Origin of the sequence: Streptomyces zaehneri (assembly GCF_032248645.1) — a bacterium.
Lineage (GTDB): Bacteria > Actinomycetota > Actinomycetes > Streptomycetales > Streptomycetaceae > Streptomyces > Streptomyces coriariae.
The window spans coordinates 384,505-409,414 of sequence record NZ_JASTTJ010000002.1 but is presented as its reverse complement, the minus strand read 5'-3'; the positions used below and the strand labels follow the sequence as shown (position 1 = coordinate 409,414).

Annotated in this window: 23 protein-coding genes; 13 read left to right on the top strand and 10 right to left on the bottom strand. The window is 73.5% G+C overall.

The annotated features are described in order from the left end of the window. Window positions 1-5 precede the first annotated feature (5 nt). The 5 genes from QQM72_RS04625 to QQM72_RS04605 form a co-directional block, all read right to left on the bottom strand. Window positions 6-242: a DUF6213 family protein gene (locus tag QQM72_RS04625; protein WP_028807142.1), complete on the bottom strand. Its 237-nt coding sequence runs from the start codon at window positions 240-242 to the stop codon at window positions 6-8. A gap of 25 nt (window positions 243-267) precedes the next feature. After that, window positions 268-1,653 (bottom strand): NADP-dependent succinic semialdehyde dehydrogenase, encoded by a 1,386-nt coding sequence (locus QQM72_RS04620; protein WP_314219474.1) that lies wholly within the window; start codon window positions 1,651-1,653, stop codon window positions 268-270. Between the two features lie 184 nt (window positions 1,654-1,837). Further along, entirely contained in the window at window positions 1,838-2,311 is a 474-nt protein-coding gene (locus QQM72_RS04615; RefSeq protein ID WP_314219473.1) for an NUDIX domain-containing protein, read from the bottom strand. After that, window positions 2,308-3,846 (bottom strand): ATP-dependent DNA ligase, encoded by a 1,539-nt coding sequence (locus tag QQM72_RS04610; RefSeq protein WP_314219472.1) that lies wholly within the window; start codon window positions 3,844-3,846, stop codon window positions 2,308-2,310. Before QQM72_RS04610 ends, QQM72_RS04615 begins: the two co-directional genes overlap by 4 nt. 29 nt (window positions 3,847-3,875) lie before the next feature. Then, window positions 3,876-4,871 (bottom strand): NAD(P)/FAD-dependent oxidoreductase, encoded by a 996-nt coding sequence (locus QQM72_RS04605; RefSeq protein ID WP_314219651.1) that lies wholly within the window; start codon window positions 4,869-4,871, stop codon window positions 3,876-3,878. A 70-nt stretch (window positions 4,872-4,941) separates the two neighbouring features. Between QQM72_RS04605 and QQM72_RS04600 the strand changes: the two genes are divergently transcribed. From QQM72_RS04600 to QQM72_RS04575, 6 genes are all read left to right on the top strand, one after another. Further along, window positions 4,942-5,514 (top strand): helix-turn-helix domain-containing protein, encoded by a 573-nt coding sequence (locus QQM72_RS04600; RefSeq protein ID WP_314219471.1) that lies wholly within the window; start codon window positions 4,942-4,944, stop codon window positions 5,512-5,514. Window positions 5,515-5,625: 111 nt separating this feature from the next. After that, window positions 5,626-6,597, top strand: a complete 972-nt coding sequence (locus tag QQM72_RS04595) for an NADPH:quinone oxidoreductase family protein (RefSeq protein WP_314219470.1) — start codon at window positions 5,626-5,628, stop codon at window positions 6,595-6,597. Further along, window positions 6,594-7,778 (top strand): acyl-CoA dehydrogenase family protein, encoded by a 1,185-nt coding sequence (locus QQM72_RS04590; protein WP_020131599.1) that lies wholly within the window; start codon window positions 6,594-6,596, stop codon window positions 7,776-7,778. The genes QQM72_RS04595 and QQM72_RS04590 overlap by 4 nt, the downstream gene beginning before the upstream one ends. Continuing rightward, complete coding sequence (locus tag QQM72_RS04585) at window positions 7,775-8,857, top strand: acyl-CoA dehydrogenase family protein (protein WP_314219469.1); 1,083 nt, start codon at window positions 7,775-7,777, stop codon at window positions 8,855-8,857. Before QQM72_RS04590 ends, QQM72_RS04585 begins: the two co-directional genes overlap by 4 nt. 170 nt (window positions 8,858-9,027) lie before the next feature. Further along, complete coding sequence (locus tag QQM72_RS04580) at window positions 9,028-9,888, top strand: phosphatidylinositol-specific phospholipase C/glycerophosphodiester phosphodiesterase family protein (protein WP_314219468.1); 861 nt, start codon at window positions 9,028-9,030, stop codon at window positions 9,886-9,888. A gap of 117 nt (window positions 9,889-10,005) precedes the next feature. Next, entirely contained in the window at window positions 10,006-10,200 is a 195-nt protein-coding gene (locus tag QQM72_RS04575) for a hypothetical protein (protein ID WP_314219467.1), read from the top strand. Between the two features lie 32 nt (window positions 10,201-10,232). On the opposite strand, the gene QQM72_RS04570 is transcribed toward QQM72_RS04575, so the two are convergent. From QQM72_RS04570 to QQM72_RS04555, 4 genes are all read right to left on the bottom strand, one after another. Continuing rightward, a complete protein-coding gene (locus QQM72_RS04570; protein ID WP_314219466.1) occupies window positions 10,233-11,462 on the bottom strand; it encodes a phosphodiester glycosidase family protein in 1,230 nt (409 codons plus the stop codon). A 152-nt stretch (window positions 11,463-11,614) separates the two neighbouring features. Beyond that, complete coding sequence (locus tag QQM72_RS04565) at window positions 11,615-12,163, bottom strand: GNAT family N-acetyltransferase (protein ID WP_314219465.1); 549 nt, start codon at window positions 12,161-12,163, stop codon at window positions 11,615-11,617. Continuing rightward, a complete protein-coding gene (locus QQM72_RS04560) occupies window positions 12,153-13,358 on the bottom strand; it encodes a bifunctional class I SAM-dependent methyltransferase/NUDIX hydrolase (protein ID WP_314219464.1) in 1,206 nt (401 codons plus the stop codon). Before QQM72_RS04560 ends, QQM72_RS04565 begins: the two co-directional genes overlap by 11 nt. A gap of 174 nt (window positions 13,359-13,532) precedes the next feature. Further along, window positions 13,533-13,982 (bottom strand): carboxymuconolactone decarboxylase family protein, encoded by a 450-nt coding sequence (locus QQM72_RS04555; protein WP_314219463.1) that lies wholly within the window; start codon window positions 13,980-13,982, stop codon window positions 13,533-13,535. A 435-nt stretch (window positions 13,983-14,417) separates the two neighbouring features. Between QQM72_RS04555 and QQM72_RS04550 the strand changes: the two genes are divergently transcribed. The 4 genes from QQM72_RS04550 to QQM72_RS04535 all read left to right on the top strand — a co-directional run bounded on the left by QQM72_RS04550 (window position 14,418) and on the right by QQM72_RS04535 (window position 20,651). Continuing rightward, the gene (locus QQM72_RS04550; RefSeq protein WP_314219462.1) at window positions 14,418-16,562 is read left to right on the top strand and encodes a SpoIIE family protein phosphatase; all 2,145 of its coding nucleotides are present in this window, start codon (window positions 14,418-14,420) and stop codon (window positions 16,560-16,562) included. A gap of 321 nt (window positions 16,563-16,883) precedes the next feature. Further along, window positions 16,884-17,960 (top strand): PucR family transcriptional regulator, encoded by a 1,077-nt coding sequence (locus QQM72_RS04545; protein ID WP_314219650.1) that lies wholly within the window; start codon window positions 16,884-16,886, stop codon window positions 17,958-17,960. 196 nt (window positions 17,961-18,156) lie between these two features. Next, the gene (locus QQM72_RS04540; protein WP_314219461.1) at window positions 18,157-18,600 is read left to right on the top strand and encodes a hypothetical protein; all 444 of its coding nucleotides are present in this window, start codon (window positions 18,157-18,159) and stop codon (window positions 18,598-18,600) included. Window positions 18,601-18,923: 323 nt separating this feature from the next. Further along, complete coding sequence (locus QQM72_RS04535; protein WP_314219460.1) at window positions 18,924-20,651, top strand: VanW family protein; 1,728 nt, start codon at window positions 18,924-18,926, stop codon at window positions 20,649-20,651. Between the two features lie 91 nt (window positions 20,652-20,742). On the opposite strand, the gene QQM72_RS04530 is transcribed toward QQM72_RS04535, so the two are convergent. Further along, window positions 20,743-21,402, bottom strand: a complete 660-nt coding sequence (locus QQM72_RS04530) for a DUF6629 family protein (protein ID WP_314219459.1) — start codon at window positions 21,400-21,402, stop codon at window positions 20,743-20,745. Between the two features lie 185 nt (window positions 21,403-21,587). Here QQM72_RS04530 and QQM72_RS04525 point away from each other — a divergent pair, with 185 nt between their 5' ends. From QQM72_RS04525 to QQM72_RS04515, 3 genes are all read left to right on the top strand, one after another. Beyond that, the gene (locus tag QQM72_RS04525) at window positions 21,588-21,944 is read left to right on the top strand and encodes an STAS domain-containing protein (protein WP_314219458.1); all 357 of its coding nucleotides are present in this window, start codon (window positions 21,588-21,590) and stop codon (window positions 21,942-21,944) included. Then, window positions 21,941-22,870 carry an anti-sigma factor RsbA family regulatory protein gene (locus tag QQM72_RS04520; RefSeq protein WP_314219457.1) on the top strand — a complete coding sequence of 310 codons (930 nt, stop codon included), beginning with the start codon at window positions 21,941-21,943 and terminating at the stop codon, window positions 22,868-22,870. Before QQM72_RS04525 ends, QQM72_RS04520 begins: the two co-directional genes overlap by 4 nt. Window positions 22,871-23,058: 188 nt before the next feature. Then, window positions 23,059-24,777: an FAD-dependent oxidoreductase gene (locus QQM72_RS04515; RefSeq protein WP_314219456.1), complete on the top strand. Its 1,719-nt coding sequence runs from the start codon at window positions 23,059-23,061 to the stop codon at window positions 24,775-24,777. Window positions 24,778-24,910: the final 133 nt, after the last annotated feature.

Genomic DNA, 24,910 nt, shown 5'->3' with positions numbered 1-24,910 from the left:
GCGGACTACGGCGCACCCCCGCTGCTGTGCGCGATGCACGCCACATCGATCCGGTCGGCCAGCTTCGCCAGCTCGATGGTCAACGCGGCGACGGTGTCCTCGTCGAGCCCGTCCGCCCCGGCCTCGACCAGATGCAGCCACCGACCGCCCAACGTGCGGAGCAGCTTGCTCACGTCGGCCGCGGCCACCTGCAAGGTCCCGCGGTCATCGACGATCAGAGGCAGAGTCACTTCGCGGTTCACATCCGGGATCGTAGCCGCGCGGCGCTCACGCACCGTGCCAAACCGTGGTGATGTTGCAGAACTCCCGGATTCCGTGCCCGGACAGCTCACGGCCGTACCCGGACCGCTTCACCCCGCCGAAGGGGAATCCGGGATGGGACGCGGTCATCCCGTTGACGTACACGCCGCCGGCCTCCAGATCCCGTACGAAACGGTCCACCTCGGCCTCGTCCCGCGTCCACACGTTGGAACTCAGGCCGAACGGCGAGTCGTTGGCGATGAGCACCGCCTCGTCCAGGTCGGCCGCCCGGTACAGCGTGGCGACCGGCCCGAAGGCCTCCTCCCGGTGGATGCGCATCTCGCGGGTGATCCCGGAGAGCACGGTCGGCGGGTAGTACCAGCCCGGTCCGTCGGGCCGTTCGCCCCCGCACAGCGCGGCGGCGCCGGAGCGCCGCGCGTCGTCCACCAGCTCCTCCAGGTCCGACCGCCCCTGCTCGCTCGCCAGCGGCCCGACGTCCGTCTCCTCCTCCAGCGGGTCGCCGACCTTCAGCGCCGCCATGCCCGCCACGAACCGCTCGGTGAAGGCGTCGTACACGTCCGTGTGCACGATGAACCGCTTGGCGGCGATGCACGACTGCCCGTTGTTCTGCACGCGCGCGGTCACCGCCACCCGCGCGGCCCGGTCGACGTCCGCCGACGGCATGACGACGTACGGGTCGCTGCCGCCCAGCTCCAGCACCGTCTTCTTGACCATCTCCCCGGCGGTGGCGGCGACCGCCCGGCCGGCCGGCTCGCTGCCGGTCAGGGTCGCCGCCTTCACCCGGTCGTCGCGCAGGATCTCGTCGACCGCGCCCGAGCCGACGAGCAGCGTCTGGAAGCAGCCCTCGGCGAAGCCTGCCCGGTGGAACAGGTCCTCCAGGTACAGGGCGGTCTGCGGGACGTTGGACGCGTGCTTGAGCAGGCCGACATTGCCCGCCATCAGCGCCGGCGCGGCGAACCGGACCACCTGCCACAGCGGGAAGTTCCACGGCATCACCGCGAGCACCGGGCCCAGCGGCCGGTAGCGGACCAGGGCGCGCGCGGCGCCGGAGTCCTTCACGTCGGCGGCCGACGGCTCCTCGTCGGCGAGCAGCTCGGCCGCGTGCTGGGCGTACCAGCGCATCGCCCTGGCGCACTTCGCGGCCTCCGCGCGCGCCTGCTTCACCGGCTTGCCCATCTCGGTGGTCATCACCCGGCCGATGTCCCCCTGGTCCTCGTCGAGGAGGTCGGCGGCCCGCTCGAGCAGGCGGGCGCGTTCGGGATACGTCGTCGTCCGGTACGTACGGAAGGTGGCCTCCGCGAGCTGGAGCCGGCGCTCCAGCTCCTCCTCGCCCATGGCCTCGTACGTCCGAAGCGTCTCGCCGTTCGCCGGGTTCACCGTCGCGATGGGCATGACCGACCTCCTGAAGAGCTGACTGTGCTTCGACCTTCCCGCGCCGGGCCCGGGGCCGCAACGCGTGCGCGTCCGCAGGGCGTGTCTTTCGGATCAGCCCGACCTGGAGCTCCGGCGCCGGTCCGACGCGGCAGATGTGCGTGCCAGACCCTGCGCCCCCGGGGCGGGCCGGAAAGACGCGTCCCTAGGCCAAGTGCTCCGCGAGCCGGTCGAGAAACGCGGCCTGTGCCGTGACGATCACCTGGCGGGCCCGGTCGAGCCCGAGCCAGGCCACCCGGTCCAGTTCCGGGAACTCCCGGGCCAGGCCGGACCTCGGCGGCCATTCCATGGTGAAGGTGCCGGGTGTGATCGCCGCCGGGTCGAGGTCCGCCTCGATCGCCCACACGGTGACGATCTTGCCGTTCCTCTGCCGGACCTCGCCGAGGCCGATCGCCTCGCCGTCGGGCGGCGCCAGGCCCAGCTCCTCCCGGAACTCGCGGCGGGCCGCCTCCCAGGCCGGTTCGTCGGGCTCGTACTCGCCCTTCGGGACGGACCACGCCCCGGCGTCCTTCTTCGCGAAGTACGGACCGCCCATATGGCCCAGCAACACCTGGGGACCGTCGTCGGTGTGCCGGAACAACAGCAGGCCCGCGCTGCGCTTCGGCGTGGCGGGGGTCAAGGGCGCACCTCCGGGTGGGCGGCGAGCAGGGTCTCCACCGTGTCCGCCTCCTCCGGGCGCTTGTCCTCGCGGTAGCGCAGGACGCGGGCGAAGCGGAGCGTGACGCCGGCCGGGTAGCGGGTGGAGCGCTGAAGGCCGTCGTAGGCGATCTCCACGACGAGTTCGGGGCGTACGGTCACCACGTATCCGCTCTCGTCGACGGCCAGTTCCCGCAGGCGCTCCGTCTGCCAGGTGAGCAACGCGTCGGTCAGGCCCTTGAAGGTCTTGCCGAGCATGGCGAAGCCGCCGTCCGCGGTACGGGCCCCGAGGTGCAGGTTGGAGAGCTTGCCGGTGCGCCGCCCGTGGCCCCACTCGGCGGCCAGCACCACCAGGTCGAGCGTGTGCACGGGCTTGACCTTCAGCCAGGAGGCGCCGCGCCGGCCCGCGCTGTAGGGCGCGTCGAGAGCCTTCACCACGACTCCCTCATGACCGCGCAGCAAGGTCTTTCTCGAGAACTCCTCCGCGGCTTCGACGTCCCCGGGGCCGGACACGACCGTGCGGCGCACCCGCATCGGCTCGGGCACCAGCCGGGCCAGCTCCGCGTGCCGTTCGGCGAAGGGCAGGTCGAGCAGGTCCCTGCCGTCCACCGACAACACGTCGAAGAAGACGGGCGCGACGGGGACCGCCTCGGCGGCCGCCGTCACGTCCACCCGGGAGCCGACCCGGCCGGCCGTCTCCTGGAAGGAGCGGGGGCGGCCCGTCCCGTCGAAGGCGATGACCTCGCCGTCCAGGATGAACCGTGAACCCGTCAACCGCCTTGCCGCGTTGCTCACTTCGGGCAGCCGGTCGGTGATGTCGTCGAGGGTGCGGGTGTAGAGGCGGACGTCGTCGCCGTCACGGTGCACCTGGACCCGGATCCCGTCCAGCTTCTCCTCCACCGCGCAGACGCCGAGCTTGCCGACCGCCTCGGCCACGCCGGACGCGGTGTGCGCGAGCATCGGCAGGACCGGCCGGCCGACGGTGAGCCGGAACGCCTCCAGCGCCGCCGGGCCGTCCGCGAGCAGCGCCTGCGCCACCGGCCGCAGCGACCCGGCCAGCATCACCGCCCGGCGTACGTCCGTGGCGGGCGCCCCGGTCGCCTGCGCCAGGCCCTCCACGGCGACGGCGTCCAGCGCGCCCTGCCGTACCTCGCCGGTGATGAGGCCGAGCAGGAAGCGTTGTTCGTCCGCGGTGGCCGCTCCCATCAACTCGCCGACCAGGCGAGCCCGTTCGGCCTGCGAGCCGGGGCCCGACACCTTGCCGAGCTCGGTGAGCCGGGCGTCCACCTCCCGCACGGTGAGGGCCGGGCCCTCGGCCGGGGCGACCGGCAGGCTCAGCACCTTCCAGCCGACACCCAGCCGGCCCTGGGGGAGCCGGCCGGCCAGATAGGGGATGACGACCGGCACGTCGTCCGCCTCCGCGTCCCGGAAGAGTTCGGCGAGCAGGGCGATCTTGCGGGAGCGCGCCGAGGTGGCGGCGACCTCCCGTGACACGTCGGCGAGCCGGGTCAGCAGCATGCAGCCATGGTGCTACGCAGACGGCCGCGTTACATCCGCACGGCCGGCGCCTCTGCCCCGGCGACCCCGGCCCCGGCCCCGGCGGCGACGGCCCGGTCGAGGTCCGCCATCAGCAGCTCCCCGTTGATCGCCGCCCCCGCCCGGTAGCCACGGCTGGCCGCGTTCACGACCTGCTCGGCGAAGCCCGACGCGTTGCCGGCCGCCCACAGGCCGGGCACGGTCGTCAGGCCCCGTCCGTCGATCACGGGGTACGTGCCGAAGGGGGTCTCGCCCATCTCGGCGCCCAGCCGGGCGAGCAGGTCGGTCCGCGGCACCGCCCGGGGGGCCACGAACACCACCTCGCGCTCGTGCACCCGCCCGTCCCGGAGCCGGACCCCGGTGAGCCGGTCGTCCTCGACGACCAGCCCGGCCACCTCGCCGGGGACGACCCGCACGCCGGCCGCGGCCAGCCTGCGCAGGTCCTCGTCGGCCGGTTCCGACTCGGCGACCGTGTGCAGGAAGAGGGTCACGTCCTTCGACCACTGGGACACCATCAGTGCCTGGTGGACGCTCGTCGCGGTACCGGCGAGCACGCCGAAGGCCTGGTCACGGACCTCCCAGCCGTGGCAGTAGGGGCAGTGGAGCACGTCCCGGCCGAAGCGCTCGGCGACGCCCGGGACCGGCGGCAGCTCGTCCTTCAGACCGGTCGCGACGACGAGCTGCCGGGCCCGTACGGCCCGCCCGCTCGCGAGCCGTACGGCGAAGCCCTCGCCCCGGGTCGCGTCCACCGCCCGGTCGTGGACCAGGTCCACGCCGTACCGCGCGATCTCCTCGCGGCCGACGGCGAGGAACTCGGCGGGTGACATGCCGTCCCGCGACAGATAGCCCTGCATGTGGGCGGCGGGCGCGTTGCGCGGCTCGCCCGCGTCGACGACCAGGGTGCGGCGCCTGGCCCGGCCCAGGACGAGCGCGGCCGACAGGCCGGCGGCGCCCCCGCCGACGACGATCACTTCGTACTCCTCGGTCTTCTCGGTCACGGTGACCACCTCCACGACCACGGTCGCCGGGCGCACGCGGGATTGACAAATAGCTTTGCCACTTCGGCAAGATGGAGGCATGACGACCGATGAGGTACTCGCGGAGGTGGGGCCGAGGCTGCGGCGGCTCCGGAAGGATCGGGAGGTGACGCTCGCGGCGCTGTCCGAGTCGACCGGCATCTCCGTCAGCACCCTCTCGCGGCTGGAGTCCGGGCTGCGCAAGCCCAGCCTGGAGCTGCTGCTGCCGATCGCCCAGGCCCACCAGGTGCCGCTGGACGAGCTGGTCGGGGCGCCGCCGGTGGGGGATCCGCGGGTGCGGGCCGAGCCGATCGTGCGGCACGGGCGCACCTTCTGGCCGCTGTCCCGGCAGCCCGGCGGGCTTCAGGCCTTCAAGGTGCTGGTGCCCCGGCGCGAGGAGGAGCCCGAGCCGCGCGTCCACGAGGGCTACGAATGGCTGTACGTGATGTCGGGGCGGCTGCGGGTGGTGCTGGGAGAGCACGACGTGGTGATGACGGCGGGAGAGGCCGCTGAGTTCGACACGCGCGTGCCGCACTGGTTCGGGTCGACGGGGGAGGGGCCGGCCGAGTTCCTGAGCCTGTTCGGGCCGCAGGGCGAGCGTATGCATGTGCGAGCGAGGCCTCGGCAGGGGTGACGGAGGCGACTCTTCGTACGCCGTCTGTTCCCTCATGGCAAGCGACCGCTTAGTATGCGAGCGGACCGGTCGGAACGCCGGTCGGACGACGCAGTCCCGTGGAGGCTCCGCATGCAGGCATGGCAGGTGCACGAGAACGGCGAGCCGAGCGAGGTGATGCGGCTCCAGGACGTGGAGCGGCCCACGCCCGGCGACGGCCAGGTCCTGCTCAGGGTGCGTGCCGCGAACATCAACTTCCCGGACGTGCTGATGGTCCGGGGGCACTACCAGGTGCGGCCCCCGCTGCCGTTCACCCCCGGCGTGGAGATCTGCGGCGAGACCGAGGACGGCCGCCGCGTGATCGCCAACCCGGCGCTGCCGTACGGCGGTTTCGCCGAGTACGCCGTCGCCGACGCGGCCGCCCTGCTGCCCGCGCCCGAGTCGCTGGACGACGCCGAGGCCGCCGCGCTGCACGTCGGCTACCAGACGGGCTGGTTCGGTCTGCACCGCAGGGCGCACCTGGAGGCCGGCGAGACGCTGCTCGTCCACGCTGCCGCAGGAGGGGTCGGCAGCGCGGCGGTGCAGCTCGGGAAGGCGGCGGGCGCGAGAGTCATCGGCGTAGTGGGCGGCGCCGAGAAGGCCGCCGTCGCCCGGGAGCTGGGCTGCGACGTGGTGATCGACCGCCGGGCGCAGGACGTCGTCGGTGCCGTGAAGGAGGCCACCGGCGGCCGGGGCGCCGACGTGATCTACGACCCCGTCGGCGGCGACGCCTACACCCAGTCCACGAAGGTCGTCGCCTTCGAGGGCCGGATCGTGGTCGTCGGCTTCGCGAGCGGGACCATCCCGAGTCCCGCGCTGAACCACGCCCTCGTCAAGAACTACGCGATCCTCGGCCTGCACTGGGGCCTGTACAACACCAAGAACCCGAAGCTGGTCCGGCACTGCCACGAGCAGCTCACCGACCTGGCCGGCCGGGGCGCGATCCGGCCGCTGGTGAGTGAGCGCGTACCGCTCGACGGCGCCGCGGCCGCCGTGCAGCGGGTCGGCGACGGCGTCACCACCGGCCGGGTCGCCGTCGTACCGAAGAACGGAGCCACCGCATGACCGACGCAGCCGAACTGAAGCGCCGCACAGCGGAGTTGCTGGCCGCGCACCCGCCCGCCGACACCGCTGCGACGGACTTCCTCAAGGCCCGATTCGACGCGGGGCTCGCCTGGGTGCACTTCCCCGAGGGCCTCGGCGGACTGGGCGCGCCCCGCTCCCTCCAGGCCGTCGTGGACGCCGAACTGGCGGCCGCGGGCGCCCCCGACAACGACCCGCGGCGCATCGGCATCGGCCTCGGCATGGCCGCGCCCACGATCCTGCGCTACGGCACCGAGGAGCAGAAGCAGCGGTTCCTGCGTCCCCTGTGGGTGGGCGAGGAGGTCTGGTGCCAGCTGTTCAGCGAGCCCGGCGCCGGCTCCGACCTGGCCGCGCTCGGCACCCGCGCCGTCCGTGAGGACGGGGGCGGGTGGGTCGTGAACGGGCAGAAGGTGTGGACGTCCAGCGCCCATGTCGCCCGCTGGGCCATCCTCATCGCCCGCACCGACCCGGACGTGCCCAAGCACGCGGGCATCACCTACTTCCTCTGTGACATGACGGACCCGGGTGTCGAGGTCCGGCCGCTCCGCCAGATCACCGGCGAGGCCGAGTTCAACGAGGTGTTCCTGACCGACGTCCGCATTCCCGACTCCCGCCGCCTCGGCGAGGTCGGCGACGGCTGGCGGGTCGCGCAGACCACGCTGAACAACGAACGCGTCGCCATCGGCGGTATGCGGCTGCCCCGCGAGGGCGGCATGATCGGCCCGGTCTCGAAGACCTGGCGCGAGCGGCCCGAGCTGCGCACCCACGACCTGCACCAGCGGCTGCTGAAGCTCTGGGTCGAGGCCGAGGCCGCCCGTCTCACCGGTGAACGCCTGCGCCAGCAGCTCGTCGCCGGCCAGCCCGGCTACGAGGGCTCCGGCATGAAGCTCGCCTTCGCCCGGCTCAACCAGGAGATCAGCGGTCTGGAGGTCGAACTCCTCGGCGCGGAAGGCCTGTTGTACGACGACTGGACCATGCGCCGCCCGGAGCTGGTGGACTTCACCGGCCGGGAGGCCGGGTACCGCTACCTGCGCTCCAAGGGCAACAGCATCGAGGGCGGGACCAGCGAGGTCCTGCTGAACATCGTCGCCGAACGCGTCCTGGGCCTGCCGTCCGAGCCGCGCACCGACAAGGACGTCGCCTGGAAGGACCTGGCCCGATGAGCGCACAGCCCGATCTCCTCTACTCCGAGGAGGAAGAGGCGCTGCGCGCCGCCGTCCGCGACCTGCTAGCCGACCACTGCGACGCGCCCGGGGTCATCGCGCGTACGGAGTCGGACGCGCCGCACGACCTCGCGGCCTGGAAGGCGCTCTCCGACGGCATGGGCCTCGCGGGCCTGCTGGTGCCCGAGGCGCTCGGCGGGCAGGGTGCCGGCCATCGTGAAGTCGCGGTGGTGCTGGAGGAGTTGGGGCGCTCCGTCGCCCCCGTGCCGTACCTGACCAGCGCCGTCGTCGCCACCGAGGCACTGCTGGCCCTCGGGGACGAGGAGCTGCTCGGCCGGCTGGCGTCCGGGCGGACGGTCGGCGTGCCGGCGGTCGGCCTGCACACCGCACCGGGGGCCGCCGTCCCGGCCGTGCACGTCGAAGGAGGCCTCCTCCGGGGCGAGTTGTCCGGGATCGCGGACGCGGCCGTCGCCGACGTGCTGCTCGTGCCCGCGGACGACGGCGGTCTGTACGCCGTGGACGCGGCCGCCGCGACCGTCACCCCGCAGGTGTCCCTCGACCTCACCCGCCCGCTCGCGACGGTCACCCTCAGCGGCGCTCCCGGCCGCCGCCTGGGCGACGCCGAACCTGCCCTCCGGCGTGGCCTGCGGGCCGGCGCGGGGCTGCTGGCCTCGGAGCAACTCGGTCTGGCGGAATGGGCGTTGACGGAGACTGTGCGCTATCTGAAGGAGCGCAAGCAGTTCAACCGGCCTGTCGGCGGCTTCCAGGCGGTCAAGCACCGGCTGGCCCAGCTCTGGCTGGAGGTCGTCAACCTCCGGGCCGTCGCCCGGGGCGCGGCCGACGCCCTGGCGAGCGGTGAGGACGTCGACCTCGCGGTGGCCGTCGCCCAGGCCTACGCGGCGGGGGTCGCCGTGCACGCCGCCGAGGAGGCGCTCCAGCTGCACGCGGGCATCGGCATGACGTGGGAGCACCCGATCCACCTGTACCTCAAGCGGGCCAAGGCCGACGCGATCGCCTACGGCAGCGCGGGCGCCCACCGGGCCGCCGTGGCCGCACTCGTCGATCTGCAAGCCCCCTGACCGTCACCCGATGAAGCCCGCCCCGGCTGGGGCGGGCTTTTTCGTGCCGTCGGCCGGAAGGAGTGAACAGGCGACGGCGCTCCGGCCAACTCCTCGCACGTACAGGTTCGTTGCCGCTCCTTCAGCCTCATACTCCCTGTGGTCCCGACCGCCCCGCAGGGAGGAACGACATGGCTCTCGTCACCCGCCGCAGAGTGCTCACCGGCCTCGGCGCCACCGTCGCCGCGGTGCTCGCCCCGCCCGTCGGCGGCGCGTTCGCCGATGACCGAAAGCGCGGCCCCCGCCCGCTGTGGCGCGCCCACGCCCACAACGACTACGAGCATCCCCGTCCGCTCCTCGACGCCCTCGACCACCGCTTCGGCAGCGTCGAGGCCGACATCTTCCTCGTCGACGGCGAACTCCTCGTCGCCCATTCGGCGGACCAGCTCGACCCCGCCCGCACCCTGGAGTCGCTCTACCTCGCCCCGCTCGCCGCCCTCGCGCGCGCCAACCGCGGATCGGTGTACCGGGGGTGCCGGCAGCCCCTCCAGCTGCTCATCGACATCAAGACCGAGGGATCCTCGACGTATCTCGCACTCGACCGGCAACTGGCGCGTCACAAGGGCCTGTTCACCACCTACGCGCACGGCCGCGTCCACCCTGGACCGGTGACCGCCGTCATCTCCGGTGACCGCGCGGCCCGTACGCCCATGGAGGCCCAGACCGTCCGCCGGGCCTTCTACGACGGCCGGCTCGCCGACCTCGGCACCTCCGCGTCCTCGTTCGCCTCGCTGATCAGCGACAACTGGACGCTCAACTTCACCTGGCTCGGCGTCGGGGCCTTCCCCGAGGCGGAACGGCGGAAGCTGCGGAGCATCGTCGGCGCGGCCCACGCGCGCGGGCAGCAGGTGCGGTTCTGGGCCACGCCCGATCTCGCCGGCCCCGCCCGGGACGCGCTGTGGGCCGAACTCCTCGCCGCCGGCGTCGACTACCTCAACACGGACGACCTGGCGGGCCTGGAGGCATTCCTCGACGCTCACCGGACGGTGTAGCGGCCCTCGCCTGACACCACTCGTTCGGCGGACAGGTCAGCCGCACGGACGAACCCTCCGTTAGGTCACACTTGCGGCCGAATGCCGTGAAAACGGACGTGTCGGAGGAGGTTGACGGTGGCCATTTCGATTTCCGCGGTGCTGTTGCTGTTCGTCCTGGCGGTGATCTTCACGCGCAACGGCGGACTGAAGGTCTCCCACGCGCTGGTCTGTCTGCTGCTCGGGTTCCTCCTGGCCGGCACCGACATCGCCCCCACCATCCACAGCGGCCTCACGGCGACGGCCGACATCGTCGGCAGTCTGCGACCGTGAGGCCGCTGCGGCTTCACCCATGACCCGGGCGGCTACTTGGTGAAGACCCCGATGCCGTTCGCCACCGGGCGCTCGTACCCGTCGGAGGGGTGGTTGCGGACCGTCACCTTGGTCGAGCCCGCGGGACGGGCCACCAGGGTCGACGAGCCGCCGCCGTCCAGGCTGAAGCCCTCGGTCGCGCCGAGGCTCTTCAGGGCGCCCGCGACCTCGGCGATCGTCAGCCCCTTGCGGTACGCGGTGGCACCGTCCAGCGCGAACAGATACACCCGCTTCCCGCCGTTGCCGATGCCCACGGCCGTACGCACCGCCGAGACCGACGTGTCCAGGCCGGGCAGCGGCTCGGCGCCCGACAGGACCGGGTAGCCGCCCACGGCGAAGCTGTACGCGGACTTCGACGCGGCCGTCAGTCCGTAGCGCACCGCCACCGGCTGGCCCTTGACGAGCTTCTTCAGACGCGCCGCGCCCGCCTCCCGCCCGACCAGGACCGTGGTGCCGGCCGTGATGGCGCCACTGCCGGGTGCGGTCGACGTCGACACCACCCGCCCCTTCTTCAGGGTCACCTCGTAGGTGCTGGTGCTGCACTCCGCGGCCCGTTCGGTGTCCGTGCCGCAGGTGGTCCGCTTGCGCGAGACGCTGCCCCAGTCCGAGGTGTAGGCGCCGATGGAGTTCTCGGCCAGCGCGTACTGGTTGACGCCGCCCAACGGCAGCCGCCGCCCGAGGACGCTGAGCGTTCCGTCGAGGGACAGACTGTCCACCCGGGCCTTGCCGTCGGTGCCCACACCGACCACGGCCCTGGTGTTCGTGCCCGGCGGCAGCGCCGGCCCGAACCGCTGCCCGTTCGGGACCGCGCCCTTGAGCGCCTTCCCGTTCACGACCGCCGGCCCCACGCTCGCCCCGGTCGCCGCGACGCCCGGGTGCTGCGTCTCACTGATGTTGAAGAAGTCGCCGTTGATCCCGGCGACGGCCTTCTGGCTGTTCGCCAGCGAGGAGATCGCCGAGCGGGACGCGACCGCCCCCGGGTACAACAGCCCGAGGCGCACGTGGGTGTTGCTCAGATCGACGCTGAGCACATGCACGTGCGTCGTCCCGGCGGCCGCCGGCAGGTCGTACTGCCGGTACGCCACACCCGCCGCCACGGTGGTCCAGGTCGCGGCGCCGGCCGGAGCCGCGCCCGCGAGCGCCGCCCCGGCCATCGTGCCGAGCGCGACGAGCACCGTCACCGGCTTTCTGCGCACCCCGAACCGCTTCTGATGTCGTGTCACAGACCCCCCTGGGTAGTTTGGGCCGCAACTTTCTCATGACCTGCGGGAACTCCCGCCAGGGGGGTGGGCGGGAGGATCACGAGAACGGGTGAGGAAACGAACGGTTCCGGTTGCTTGCACCGCCGTTCGGCAGCGCCTCCTGACGCCTTGTGCTACTCGGTCGCCCGAGCGGCCGTGTCCGGGGCGGCGTAACAGCGCACGGACACCGTGCGGGTCGGACCCCACCGCTGGTCGGCGGTGCCGAGCAGCCGCCAGCCGAGCCGCTCGTAGAAGGACACCGCGGGGTCGGCGGCCACCACATCCAGGACCGGGTGCAGCTCCCGGCCGCGTGCCGACCCGACCGCCCGTGCCAGGAGGGCCGCGCCGACGCCGTGGCCGCGGACCTCGGGGGAGACGTACAGCCGGCTGATCACCGCGGGCGCCTCCCGGCCGTCCCACAGGCTCGCCGCCACGTCCTGCTTCCCGGCACCGCACAGACCGACATGCCCGACGATCCGCCCGTCCAGCTCGGCCACCCACGCAGCGAGCAGGGTGGCCGGCGTCAGCCAGGTGGCGGGCCGCTCGGGCAGGTCGACCGGGTAACCGCTGTGCGTGTGCACCAGCGCGAGCACGGCGACACAGCCGTCCAGGTCGGCCGGGAGCCGGGGGCGGACGCGGGGGCGGACCCGGACGAGACGGGATCCGCCGGGGTCAGCCGTCATCGCCGCGCACCTGGCCGTCGTCGTGCCGGGCGAACGGGGTGAAGTGGGCCGGGGCGTGATCGATCGGCAGGTCGGGGCGCCAGACGGCGAGGGACTGGGCGCTGCACACGAACAGGGACGGCGGCAGCCGGTCCAGCGAGTACCAGCGCCAGTCGCCGACGCTCTCGCCGGGCCGGTCGGCCGGCTCGCCCTCCCAGTCGGTGACGACCGCGCCGACGGTCATCCGCACGACACCCTCCACCCGGTCGAGCAGGGTGCCCAGGAGGCGTACCTTCGACGGGTCCGCCCGCAGCCCGGTCTCCTCGCGCAACTCCCTTACCACCGTCTCCTGGAGCGACTCCCCGGGTTCCACCGTGCCTCCGGGCAGCTCCCAGGTGCCCCGGCGGTGACGGCCCAGGAGCAGCCCCCGGGGCCCGTACAGGATGGCGCCGACGCCGATCGCCGCGTGTGCGGCGGGCGGGCGGCCGCTGCGGGGGCGGGACGAGACGCGCAAGGGGCGCCGGGCCCGCAGGACTCGGTAGGCGGCGGGGTCGGCGGGGTCCGGCGATGTCACCGGTACCACGTCCTCCAGACGCAGCCCGTGCTCGGCGAGCAGGTCCTGCCACCGCTCGGTGGTGGGCACCCACATCCGGACCGTCGTCTCGCCGCCGCCCGCGAACCGCAGGGTCTCCGGCCGCGCCAGCAGTTCCGAAGTGGGGCCGTCGCCGGCGGAGTTGGTGTGCAGCACGGAGAAACAGAGCGTCCCGCCGGGAGCGAGCGCGGTCGCGAGGGCGGGGAACAGCCGCCGGGGGTCGATGAACGGCACGGCGTTGACGGAGTAGATCACGTCGTACGGCCGTGCGGTGCGCAGGTGCTCGACGGCGTCGGCACGGAGCAGACGCAGGCCGGGCAGCGAGCCGTACCGGTCCCGGGCCCGCTCGATCTGGCCCGGCGCGAGATCGACCGCGTCGACGGTGGCCCCGTGCGCGCGGACGAGCCGGGCGGCGTGCCGGGCCGGGCCGCAGCCGAGGTCCAGGACGCGCCGGCCCGCCAGCTCCCCGAGGAAGGCATCGTCCGGCCCGGCGCCCGGAAACCCCCAGTCGATCCGCTCCGCCTCGGCCAAGGCCGTGCCGCGTCGCAGGTGGTGCGTGGCGTAGGCCTGCCAGGCGTCGGCGTTGACGGACTCCGGGCCGTCGGGGGCGACGGGACGGGGCATGGGCGGTCCTCCACGGTGGGGCGGTCGGGGCGCATCGGGCCAGACGATTCCTGCCGGACTCGGCACCGGCCAACCTGCGCGCGCCCAGGGTGCGTTGTGGGACCGGCGCCCGTGCACGCGGGGACGCGGCCGGCCCCCCGATCAGCCGTTCCCCAACCTCACGGGTCAATACACCTAGCGCACCGGGTGCTTGCTCAGGATGGACACCCGGTTGAAGGCGTTGATGGTGACCGCCACCCAGATCACCGCCGCTGTCTGGTCCTCGGTGAGAACCTCCACGGCGTCGGCGTACGCGGCCTCCTGAGCGGCGGTGTCGGACAGCACGGTGGTCGCCTCGGCCAGCGCCAGGGCGGCACGCTCCAGGGGGCTGAAGAGGTCGGTGTCCCGCCAGGCCGCGAGGACGCCCAGCCGCCGGGTGTCCTCACCGGCGCGCAGGGCGGCCCTGGTGTGCAGGTCGAGGCAGAACGCGCAGCCGTTGAGCTGTGAGACGCGCAGGTTGATCAGTTCCACGACGGTGCGCTCCAGGCCGGCGTCGGCGGCGGTCGCCCGCACGGCCTCGGACGTCTGGACCAGCGCGTGGTAGGCCTTGGGGCTCTGCTTGTCTATGAAGATCCGTCGAGTCATAGTTGAATATCAAACCATTTCATGGGTCGGAACCGCAGGAACGACAAACGCCCACGGTGAGCAGGGCCGAGGCGCCCACCCCGCGAGACGTCCCGCCGGGCGGCCCCCGGCGATGACCGTACGACGGACGCCGCCGCGACGTGCGCGCAGCCCCGTCGGCGCGCGGTGACGTACCTGGTGCGGGCTGCATGCCACGGGGCTTGGCCGGCCACGGGGGACCCGGCCGCGGCGGCGGTCCGTTCGTCGAGGATCGGCACCCGGGGCCGCATCGCGACGGCGCCGGCGATCGCGGCGCGCGGACGCCCTCCGCGGCTCGACGAAATGCCGGGTCCGCACGGTCGGCGTAGGGTCCGCCGTAGGGATGACGGCCCTCGGCGCCCGGGGGCCCGCGCGTCGTTCAGCGAGCGCCCCCTGCGCTGCGGGGAAGGTGAGAGCGTGCCGGATGCTGCCGCTGCCGGGTCGGGTGGGGGCCGCGGTCCGGAGTCGCTGGACAAGGTCCTCGCCGAGGCCGCGCGGGAGATGGGCGCCTCCGTGACCGCCGTGTACCTGCCGGCGGTCGACGAACCGGTGCTGCGGCTCGCCGTACTGGGCGGGCTTCCCTGGGAGATCTCCCTGCCCTGGGCGCGGGTCGCGCTGACGGCCGCGTCCCCGGTGTCCGACGCCGTGCGGGAACGACGCCTGGTGTGGATCGGCGGCGCGCAGGACATGGCGCGCCGCTACCCGCGCCTGTCGCTCGTCGTGCCGTACCGCTTCTCGCTGGCCGCCGCCCCGATCACCACCGGCGAGGAGGTCTGGGGCGGGCTGGTGCTCCAGTGGCCCGCCTCGCACCCGGCGCAGCTGAGCGTCCGCGAGCGGGAGGCCATGACCGGCCTCTGCCTCCGTCTGGGCCTGCTCCTGCGGCGGGCCGCCGCCGACGGACGCCCGGTGCGGGCCGGCGGGGTGCCACGGGTGCTGCCACCGCTGCGGGCCCGGCCGGCCGCGGCGGCCGAGGCCCAGTCGGCCGTCGACTTCGCCGAACGCTTCCCCGGCGGCTGCTGCTCGCTCGACGTGGACGGCCGCATCACCTTCGCCACCACGACGGCCGCCCGGCTGCTCGGCTACGACGTCCACGACCTGCTCGGCACCAAGCCGTGGGAGGCGCTGCCCTGGCTCGACGACCCGACCGCCGAGGACAGCTACCGGGCGGCCCTGGTCAGCCGCGAACCGACCTCCTTCACCGCCCTGCGGCCGCCGGACCAGTGGCTGTCCTTCCGGCTGCACCCGGACGCCTCCGGCATCAGCGTGTACATCGCCCCCACCCACTCGGCGCACGCCCACGCCCCGCTCACCGGCCCGCCCACCGGTCCGCGGCGGCCGCGTCCGGCGGCCGCCGCCACGCCCGGCCGGGCCGCCACCCTCTACCACCTGATGCACCTGGCGGCCACGCTCACCGAGGCCGTCGGGGTGCGGGACGTGGTCGACCTGGTCGCCGAACAGCTTCCGACCGCCTTCGGAGCCAGGGCGCTCGCGCTCATGACGACGGAGGACGGACGGCTGCGGATCATCGGCCACCGCGGCTACTCCGCCGACCTCATGCAGCGACTCGACGCCGCCCCGCTCACCTCCGACACCCCTGCCGTGCGCACCCTGACCACGGGCATTCCGGGCTTCTTCGCCACCTTCGCCGATCTCAGGCGCGCGTATCCTTCGGCCGTCCTCCAGGACGGCATGGCCGCCTGGGCCTTCCTGCCGCTGATCACCTCCGGACGCCCCGTCGGCTCCCTGGTGCTCGCCTACGACCGGCCCCGCCCCTTCGCCCCGGAGGAACGGGCCGTCCTCACCTCCACCGCCGGGCTGATCGCGCAGGCGCTGGACCGGGCCCGTCTCTACGACACCAAGCACCGGCTCGTCCACAACCTCCAGGCCGGTCTGCTGCCCCACACCCTGCCGCGGGTCCCCGGTCTGGACGTGGCCGCCCGCTACCTCCCCGCCACCCGCGGCATGGACATCGGCGGCGACTTCTACGACCTCATCCGCCTCGACGCCACCACGGTCGCCGCCACCATCGGTGACGTCCAGGGGCACAACGTCAACGCGGCGGCGCTCATGGGACAGGTCCGCACCGCCGTCCACGCCAACGCCGGCGGGGCTCCGGACGAGGTCCTCGCCCGCACCAACCGCCTGCTCACCGACCTCGACCCCGGCCTGTTCACCAGCTGCCTCTACGTCCACCTCGACCTGACCGCGCACCTCGCGTGCCTGGCCAGCGCCGGCCACCCGCCCCCGCTGCTGCGTCACCCCGACGGCCGCGTCGAAGTCCTCCGGGTGCCGCCCGGGCTCCTGCTGGGCATCGAGCCGGACGCCGCGTACGAGTCCGTCGAGATCCCGCTGCCTCCCGGTTCGGTGCTGGTCCTCTACACCGACGGCATGGTCGAAGCCCCGGGCATCGACATCGACGACGCCGTGAACGCCCTCGCCCGCGAACTCGGCCGCACCGGGCCCGGCACCATGAACGCCCTCGCCGACGCCCTCGTCCGGCACGCCCGCCGCTCGACCCCGCGCAGCGACGACATCGCTCTCCTTCTCATCCACCCCATCTGACACATGTTTCCATGATCTCCACCCTTCGGTGTGCGCCAGGATCCTTTGCCGAGCACTCACACTCCGCTGGGCGCCGATCTGTTCGGCCGCGATACCCCATCGGTGCGGTCGACTTCGCGCTCAATGCCGTCCCTGGCGCCGGAGCGCGTCGCCCGGCCCGGCCTCGCCGACGGAGCCCGCCGAAGCCGTCGCCGCGAGCCGCTGAGCCCGGTGGGCGAACACCACGGCGAACAGCACGCCGGACGCACCCCGGAGCGTGTCACCGCCGTACCGCCCGGTGGGAACATGTGTCCGACAGCACTCGATCCGAACGGGGAGACCATGACCGGCCCGCACTCGTCCGAGCCGTTTCTCGACGGATTCGACCGGATCCTCGCGGACGCCGCGCTCACGGGCCGTCGGCTGACCCGCGACGAGATCGAGTCCCGCCGGGCGCTCGGCGCGCGGGCGGCCGAGGCCGGCCGCGGCTGGCGCGGTCTCGTCCGCGCGCACCTCGCGGCCGGCCGGGAGGGCCGTCCGCGAGGCGTGGATCCGGACAGCGTCCTCGCCGTCGTCGAACAGGCCGTGGACGCCTTCGCCGACGGCTATGAGCGCGCGCAGCGGCTGGTGGTCCGCAAGGAGGAGGCGGCCCGCCGCGAGTTCATCGACGACCTGCTCCACGGGCGTGGGCCCGAGGGCCAACTCGCCGCGCGCTCCGAACGGTTCGGGTTACGGCTGTCCCGCGCCCACGCGGTCGCGGTGGCCGAGGGCCCCGACAAGTACGACGAGACCGACCCCGTTCCCCGGCAGGTGGCGGACGAGTTGTTCGGCCGCTTCGAGAACCGCCGCATCCTGTTCACCACCAAGGACGGCCGGATGGTGTGCATCGCCCCCGCCGACCAGGACGAGGTCCTCACCCACTTCGCCCGGCACGCCCGCGCCGTCACGGGCCGGGCCCAGGTCGCCATCGGGCGGTCCAGGCCGGGCCCGGTCGGTATCGGGCACAGCTACGAAGAGGCCCTCAACGCCCTGGACGTGGCCCAGCGAATGGGCCTCGACGAGCCGCTGCTGCGCGCCTGCGACCTGCTGGTCTTCCCCGTCCTGGCCCGGGACCGGCAGGCACTGGTGGACCTGGTGCAGGGCGCTCTGGGGCCGCTGGAACAGGCGCGCGGCGGGGCGCGGCCCCTGCTCGACACCTTGATCGCGTACTTCGACACCGGCTGTGTGGCCGCCGCCACGGCCCGGCGGCTCTCGCTCAGCGTGCGCGCCCTCACCTACCGCCTGGCCCGCATCCACGCCCTGACCGGCAACGATCCCACCGACCCCGCCCACCGCCACACCTTGCAGACCGCGGTCATCGGCGCCCGACTGCTCGACTGGCCGACCAGGCCCCTGACGCCGGCCGAGGCCTCCTGCTAGCGGCGGCGCTCGATGGGGGAGCGGCACTCGTCCCACACCCGCGGCCTCACTCACCTGTCGATGCCACCCTCGCCGGCACAGGGAACGGGGCGACGGGAGGGGGCTCGGCGACCGGGTGGGAGAATGCGCGTCGAGGTCCACGCTGCCGTGGCGGCCGGCGTTCCGGGGGCATGGGGGCCGGAAGGAAGCGTGCAGCATGATCGAGTGGGTGTCCCTCAGGGCCGGCGCCCGGCCCGTGCCCCAGCCCGTCGCCACCCCGGTGGTGTGGGCCACGGCCTTCGGTGGCGCGCTGGTCCTGGTGGCCGTGCACAACGTGCTGGTCGGCTCGGACCGCCCCGGATTCGCCCTGGCCGCGCTGTCCCTGCTGGCGGCCCTGCTGGGTCTCTGCGCCCGCTTCACCGCGGCCCCGGGTACGGCCGTCCTGTGCTGGCTGACGCTCAACGGTTTCGCGATCCCGCCCGCCGGCACGCTCACCTGGGCCGGTCACCGTGACACCTTCTGGCTCACCTGCCTGTGTGCCGCGACTCTCGTCGGCACCGTGCTCGCCCGGATCATCCAGGCCCGCGCCGCCTACCGCCGGATCGCGGCCGAGGTGGCCACCCCGTCGACCGACCCGGACGGTGGCCCCCTCGGCGCCTGACGTCCCCGGGGCCGGGGGCGAAGGGCCTGACGGCCTGGGCCTGGCTTCCTGACGGCCTGATCCGGCAGGCGACGCGATACGGAACGGACGATGTGACCCGGCACGGACGATGTGACCTGGGGCGGACGATGTGACCTGGGGCGGACGCCGATCCGGGACGGAAGACGTGACCCGGAACATAGGTGTTCTGGGACATATGATCTCATCGCGCATTTTGGGTAGCTTGGGGTGCTTACTCGTGCTTGCCCCCATGTTCGACGCTGTCCTGTGTGCGGCGTCGCGCGGCGGGGCGGATCACCCGCCGTCGTCCGTCCAGGAGACCCATGCGCCCCCGAATAGCCTCCGTGCCGCCCCTCGCCCTGGCGGGCGGTGTGCTGACCGTCGGCGTCGGTGCGCTGTATCTGACCGGGCTGCTGGTCGCGGGCGGTGAGATCGAGCCGGGCACGACGGTGCGGGGCGTGGACATCGGCGGCCTCAGCCGTGCGGAGGCCGTCCGCGAGCTGGACGAGCACCTGACGGCGGCCGGCTCGCGGGAGCTGGCCGTGCGGGTCGGGGACCGCAGCGCGACGGTCGACCCGCGGCAGGCCGGACTCACCTTCGACGCCCGGCGCACGGTCGACCGGGTGGCCCGCGTCGGCTCCGATCCGGCCGGTCTGGTCGGCGGCCTCTTCGGCGGCTCGGGGGGCGACGAGGAGCCGGTCGTACGCCTCGACGAGAACAAGGCCCGCACCGCTCTGGGGAAGCTGGCCGAGACCCTCGACCAGAAGGTCCGCGAGGGCGCCGTCGGTTTCACCGACGGCCGGGTGACGCAGGCCGTCCCGCACCCCGGCTACGCACTGGACGTGGACGCCGCCGTCGGCACCCTGCGGGCCTCCTTCCTGCGCGCCGAGCCGGGCGCGGTCACGGACCTGCCCGCCCGAAAGACACGGCCGAAGGTCACGGCGGACGAGGTGCGGCGCGCGGTACGCGAGTTCGCCCAGCCGGCCGTGTCGGCGCCCGTCACCCTCACCACGGGCGGCAAGCGGTTCACCATCGGGCAGAAGGTGCTGGGCGAGCATCTGACGATGCGGCCCGACAGCGCCGGCCGGCTGGTGCCGAAGCTGGACGACAAGGGGCTGCGCGCGGCCCCTTCGGTGGCCCGCCCGCTGGCCGGCATCACCACCACCGCAGCCAACGCCGCCCTGCGACCGGACGGCGACCGGGTCGTGGTGGCCGACGACGCCCGGACCGGCGTCCAGATCACCGACAAGGCACTGGGCAAGGCCGTGCTGCCGCTGCTCACCCGGTCCGGCGGAGCTGCCCGCACCGGGGAAGTGGCCGCACGACGGACGCAGCCACAGTTGACCCGGGACAGCGTCGCGAAGCTGGGGCTGACGGAGAAGTTGTCCTCCTTCACCGTCCACTTCGAACCGGCCGCCTACCGCACGAAGAACATCGGGCGGGCCGCACAGCTCATCAACGGCTCCCTCGTCATGCCGGGCAGGACCTGGAGTTTCAACCGGACCGTGGGGCAGCGCACCGAGGCCAACGGCTTCGGCGAGGGCATCATGATCCTCGACGGCGAGTTCACCAAGGCGCCCGGCGGCGGTGTCTCGACCATGGCCACGACCATGTTCAACGCGATGTTCTTCGCCGGGGTCAGGCCGGTGGAGTACGGCGCCCACTCCTTCTACATCGAGCGCTATCCGGAGGGCCGCGAGGCGACGGTCGCCTGGGGCAGCCTCGATCTGAAGTTCGCCAACGACTCCGGCCACGCCCTCTACATCCAGGCCGAGGCCACCGACACCTCGGTGACCGTCACCTTCCTCGGCACCAGGAAGTACGACGAGATCAAGTCGGTCACCGGGCCCCGCACCCACGTGCGGCAGCCGGAGCGGAAGGTGAGCACGGACGGGAAGTGCGTGCCGCAGACCCCGCTCGAGGGCTTCGACGTCACCGTCGACCGGGTCTTCTACAACGACGGCAGGGAGGTGCGGCGGGAGCCGTTCCGCACCCACTACACCCCGCGGGACGAGATCACCTGCGAAGCCCCCGCCGAGGACCCGCAGTAGGCGGCTGCCACCACACGATCGACACGTCGTCGAGAGGCGGCCCGCCGGGCGGGGCGGCCTCGACGCATGAGGGCCGGCGGCCGGGGCCCGCTCACCGGGTGGCGCCGGAGTCCCGCGTCCGGTTCGGCGGCAGCCGGGCGGAGTCCGGTCGGCGGCGTACCCAGTCGAACAGCAGCACCGACCACAGCGCCGCGAACGCGCACCAGGTCGAGACGAACTCCAGCCGCCACAGCGCGAAGCAGGCCGCAGCGCCCACGCCGACCAGTACCCCCAGGACCAGCAGCCGCCGGTCACCGGACAGCAGCAGCGAGCCGACGGTGGCCAGGAGATAACCCGTGACGAGCACGGCCGGGTGCGAGAGGTGGACCGAGTACCCGACCGTGTGGCCGCGGATCTCGGCCGTCACCGGCCCGGTGGCGACAGCGGCCGCGAGCCCCGCGGCGGTCGCGACGCCGAGCGCGAGGAGAAGCGTCAGCCTGCTCCGGGCGGCGGGCGGGGCGGCGCACCGCACGGCCGCCGGCACCCACACCGCCAGCAGCGGCAGCGCGATCACGGCCCAGGCGACGGTGGCCGGCCCGCCGCCCCCGCCCGAGTCCCAGACCACCGCCTCCACGATCTGGTGAGCCCCGAGCAGCAGCGGCAGCGCGGCAAGGGGAAGGTGCCGGCGGTCGCGCACCCGTGTCACGCAGGCCACCCCGACGGCCGCCACACCGGCGCCCGCCACCAGGTCGGCCGTCGCACTCCAACACATCACGTCACCATGGGTTCGACCGTCAATCCGCAGCCGCCTCCTCGTGCGGTGCGGGCCAGGTTATGTCCCGCTCCGGGAATTCCCCGGCCGCCTTGCCGACGCCTCTGTTCGAGTGGCGCACCAACGGCCGAAGGGGCCGCGTTAGGCTGGTGCCGTTGAGCGGCGGACAGCGAAGGAGACCGCGGGTGGTGGACGTCTCACACGGAGACCGCGGACTCGGGCCGGGGCACGGCGCGGCCGTGCTGGAGGTGGGCCCCCTGTCGGGTCGGCCCGGTATCCGGGCCCGGGGCGAGATCAGCGAGATCACTCGCTCGCCGTGGGAAGAGGCGTTGGCGGGCCTGGCCCGGCAGCACGCCGACGTGTCCTATGTGGAGCTGTCGGAAGTGGCGTTCGTCGACGTGGCGGGGGTCGCGGCGCTCGCCGTCACGGCACTGGGCCTGTCCGTCGGCAGGGTGGTGGTCGAGCATCCGCCACCGCAGGTGCCGCGCGTGCTGAGCCTGTTCTGGCCCGGCCTCGGCAGGATCGAGGTGGCGCCGCGATGAACACGGTGGCGACCCACGAGGCGTTCGAGCACCCCGCGCTGTTCTACCGCACCGACCAGGAGTACGTGGACCGGACCGTGTCCTTCGTACAGGAGGGCCTGGACCTCGGCGAACCGGTGGCGGTGGCGGTGCCGGGACCCAACCTGGAGCTGATCAGGGCCGGACTGGGCGCGGACGCCCGGGCCGTTCGTCTGCTGGACATGACGGTGGCGGGCCGCAACCCGGGCCGGATCATTCCCGCGGTGCTGCGCGCGTTCGCCGACTCCCATCAGCGGGGGCGGGTACGGATCATCGGCGAGCCGGTCTGGGCGGGCCGCAGCGCGGTGGAGTACCCGGCCTGCGCGCAGCACGAGGCACTGATCAACGCGGCCTTCGAGGGCCGTCCGGTGACCATCCTGTGCCCGTACGACGAGGCACGCCTGGACGAGGAGGTCCTGGCCGACGCGCGGATCACCCACCCGACGATCGTGACCCGCGACAAGGAGGGCGTCAGCGACGCCTACGACTGGCGTTCCGTCCTGGCTCGCTACAACGAGGTGCTGGTGCCCGCGCCGGACGCCGCCGTGTTCTCGTTCGGCGCCGCCGAGCTGTACGCGGCGCGCGCCTTCGCGGTCGAACAGGCGGAACGGCTGGGCCTCGCCGGGCAGCGGCTGGAGGACACCGAGCTGGCGGTGGCGGAACTGACCACCAACAGCGTGGTGCACGGCGGCGGACGGGGAACGCTCGCCGTCTGGGCCCTGGCGGGTCAGGTCGTGTGCGAGGTCCGGGACGCGGGCCGGCTGTCCGATCCGCTCGCCGGCCGCAGACCGCCCGCGCGCGGTCAGATCGGCGGCCGCGGTCTGATGCTGGTCCACTACGTGGCCGACCTGGTCCGCGTGCACACCTCCGACGAGGGCACGACCGTCCGCTTCTACCTCGGCGGCTGAGAGCCCGTCCGAGACCCGGGCCGGCAGTCGGTCGAGACGCCGGCCGAGACCCCGGTCGATCGGAACCGTTCCCCGTACACCCGGCGGTGTGCGGGGTCCGACGGTTCACGAGGCACCTCCACCGGCCCGTCCGGCGCGGCGACGCAGGCGGGTGAAGCCTGAGCCGCCGTCACCTCCACGGGGCATGCATGAGGATCTCCGCCGTATCCGGCCGGGTCGGCGGAATCGACGCGCTGGAGGCGAGAGTGACGAAAGAACGAGCCGAAGAGACCGGCCCCCACACCATCAAGGTCCCGGTCCTCATCGTCGGCGGCTCCCTGGTCGGCCTGGCGACCTCGTTGTTCCTGGGACGGCTGGGAGTACCGCACGTACTGGTGGAGCGCCACGCCGGCACCTCCATCCATCCCCGCGGCCGCGGCAACAACGTCCGCACGATGGAGCTGTTCCGGGTGGCGGGTGTCGAGCAGGCGATCCAGGAGGCCGCCGCCACCCTGGCCGAGAACCACGGCATCCTGCAGGCGCCCACCCTGGTCGGCGACGCGGGCGAGTGGTTGTTCCGGGACATCGACCCGGGCGGCGGCCTGGCCCGCTTCAGCCCCAGCTCCTGGTGCCTGTGCAGTCAGAACGACCTCGAGCCGGTCCTGCTCGACCACGCCGAACGGCACGGCGGCGACCTGCGCTTCCACACCGAGATGATGTCGTTCGACAGCGACGCCACCGGCGTCACCGCGGTGGTCAAGAGCCGTGAGACGGGTGAGCACACCACCATCCGGGCGGACTACCTCGTCGCCGCCGACGGCCCCCGCAGCCCTGTCCGGGAGCAGCTCGGCATCGGTCAGAGCGGGCCCGGCGACCTGTTCCACAACGTCAGCCTCACCTTCCGCTCCCGCCGCCTCGCCGACGTCGTGGGCGACCGCCAGTTCATCGTCTGCTACCTGACCAGCCCGGAGGCCGACGGCGCCCTGCTGCCGGTGGACAACCGCGAGAACTGGGTCTTCCACGCCCCCTGGCACCCCGAACACGGCGAGACCTTGGAGGAGTTCACCGACGAGCGCTGTGCCGACCACATCCGCCGGGCGGTCGGGGTCGCCGACCTCGACGTGGAGATCACCGGCAAGGCGCCCTGGCACGCCGCCCAGCGGGTCGCCCGCAGCTACCGGTCGGGACGGGTGTTCCTGGCCGGCGACTCGGCCCACGAGATGTCCCCCACCGGGGCCTTCGGCTCCAACACCGGCATCCAGGACGCGCACAACCTCGCCTGGAAGCTGGCCGCGGTCGTCGACGGCTGGGCGGGGGAGGCGCTGCTGGACACCTACGACGCCGAGCGCCGGCCCGTGGCCGAGGCCACCAGCGCCCGGGCCGCCGCCCGGTCGGCCGAGCACAGCCACCCCGGGTTCGCCGCGCCGCCCGCGGCAGGCGGCGGCGGTCCCCAGCGAGGCATCCTCAACGTGGCCCTTGGCTACCGCTACCCGCAGGGCGCCGTCGTCGGCGCCGACCCCACGGTCCCGGTCGTGCCGGAGAGCCTCGACCTGACCGGCGGACCCGGCAGCAGGGCACCTCACCTGTGGGTCCGCCGCGGGAACGAACGGATCTCGACCCTCGACCTCTACGAGCGGACCCTGGTCCTGCTCAGCGACGCCGCTGAGCCGAGCGGATGGCACGAGGCCGCCACCCGCCTCGCCGAGGAGCTGGTCCTCCCGCTCAGGTCGTACCGGGTGGGCACGGGAGCCGACGCGGACCTGGTGCCGGAGGGCGACGCCGACTGGGCGGAGCGCCACGGCACGGCACGTGGGGGCGCCGTACTCGTGCGGCCCGACGGGTTCGTCGTATGGCGGTCGCCCGGTCCGGACGCGGACGCGGAGGCGACGCTGCGACAGGTTCTGAAGGCGGGGCTGGGGCTCGCCTGACCCCGCGGGCTTCACCCGTGTGAACGCCCCGAGTGGTGCCGTGGCGAAGGGCGGCTGACGGTAGATCACGTCCCGTCCGGGTCACCCGAGCTGACGAGGTGTCGGCTGCCCGGTCGTGACGGAAGGACCATCA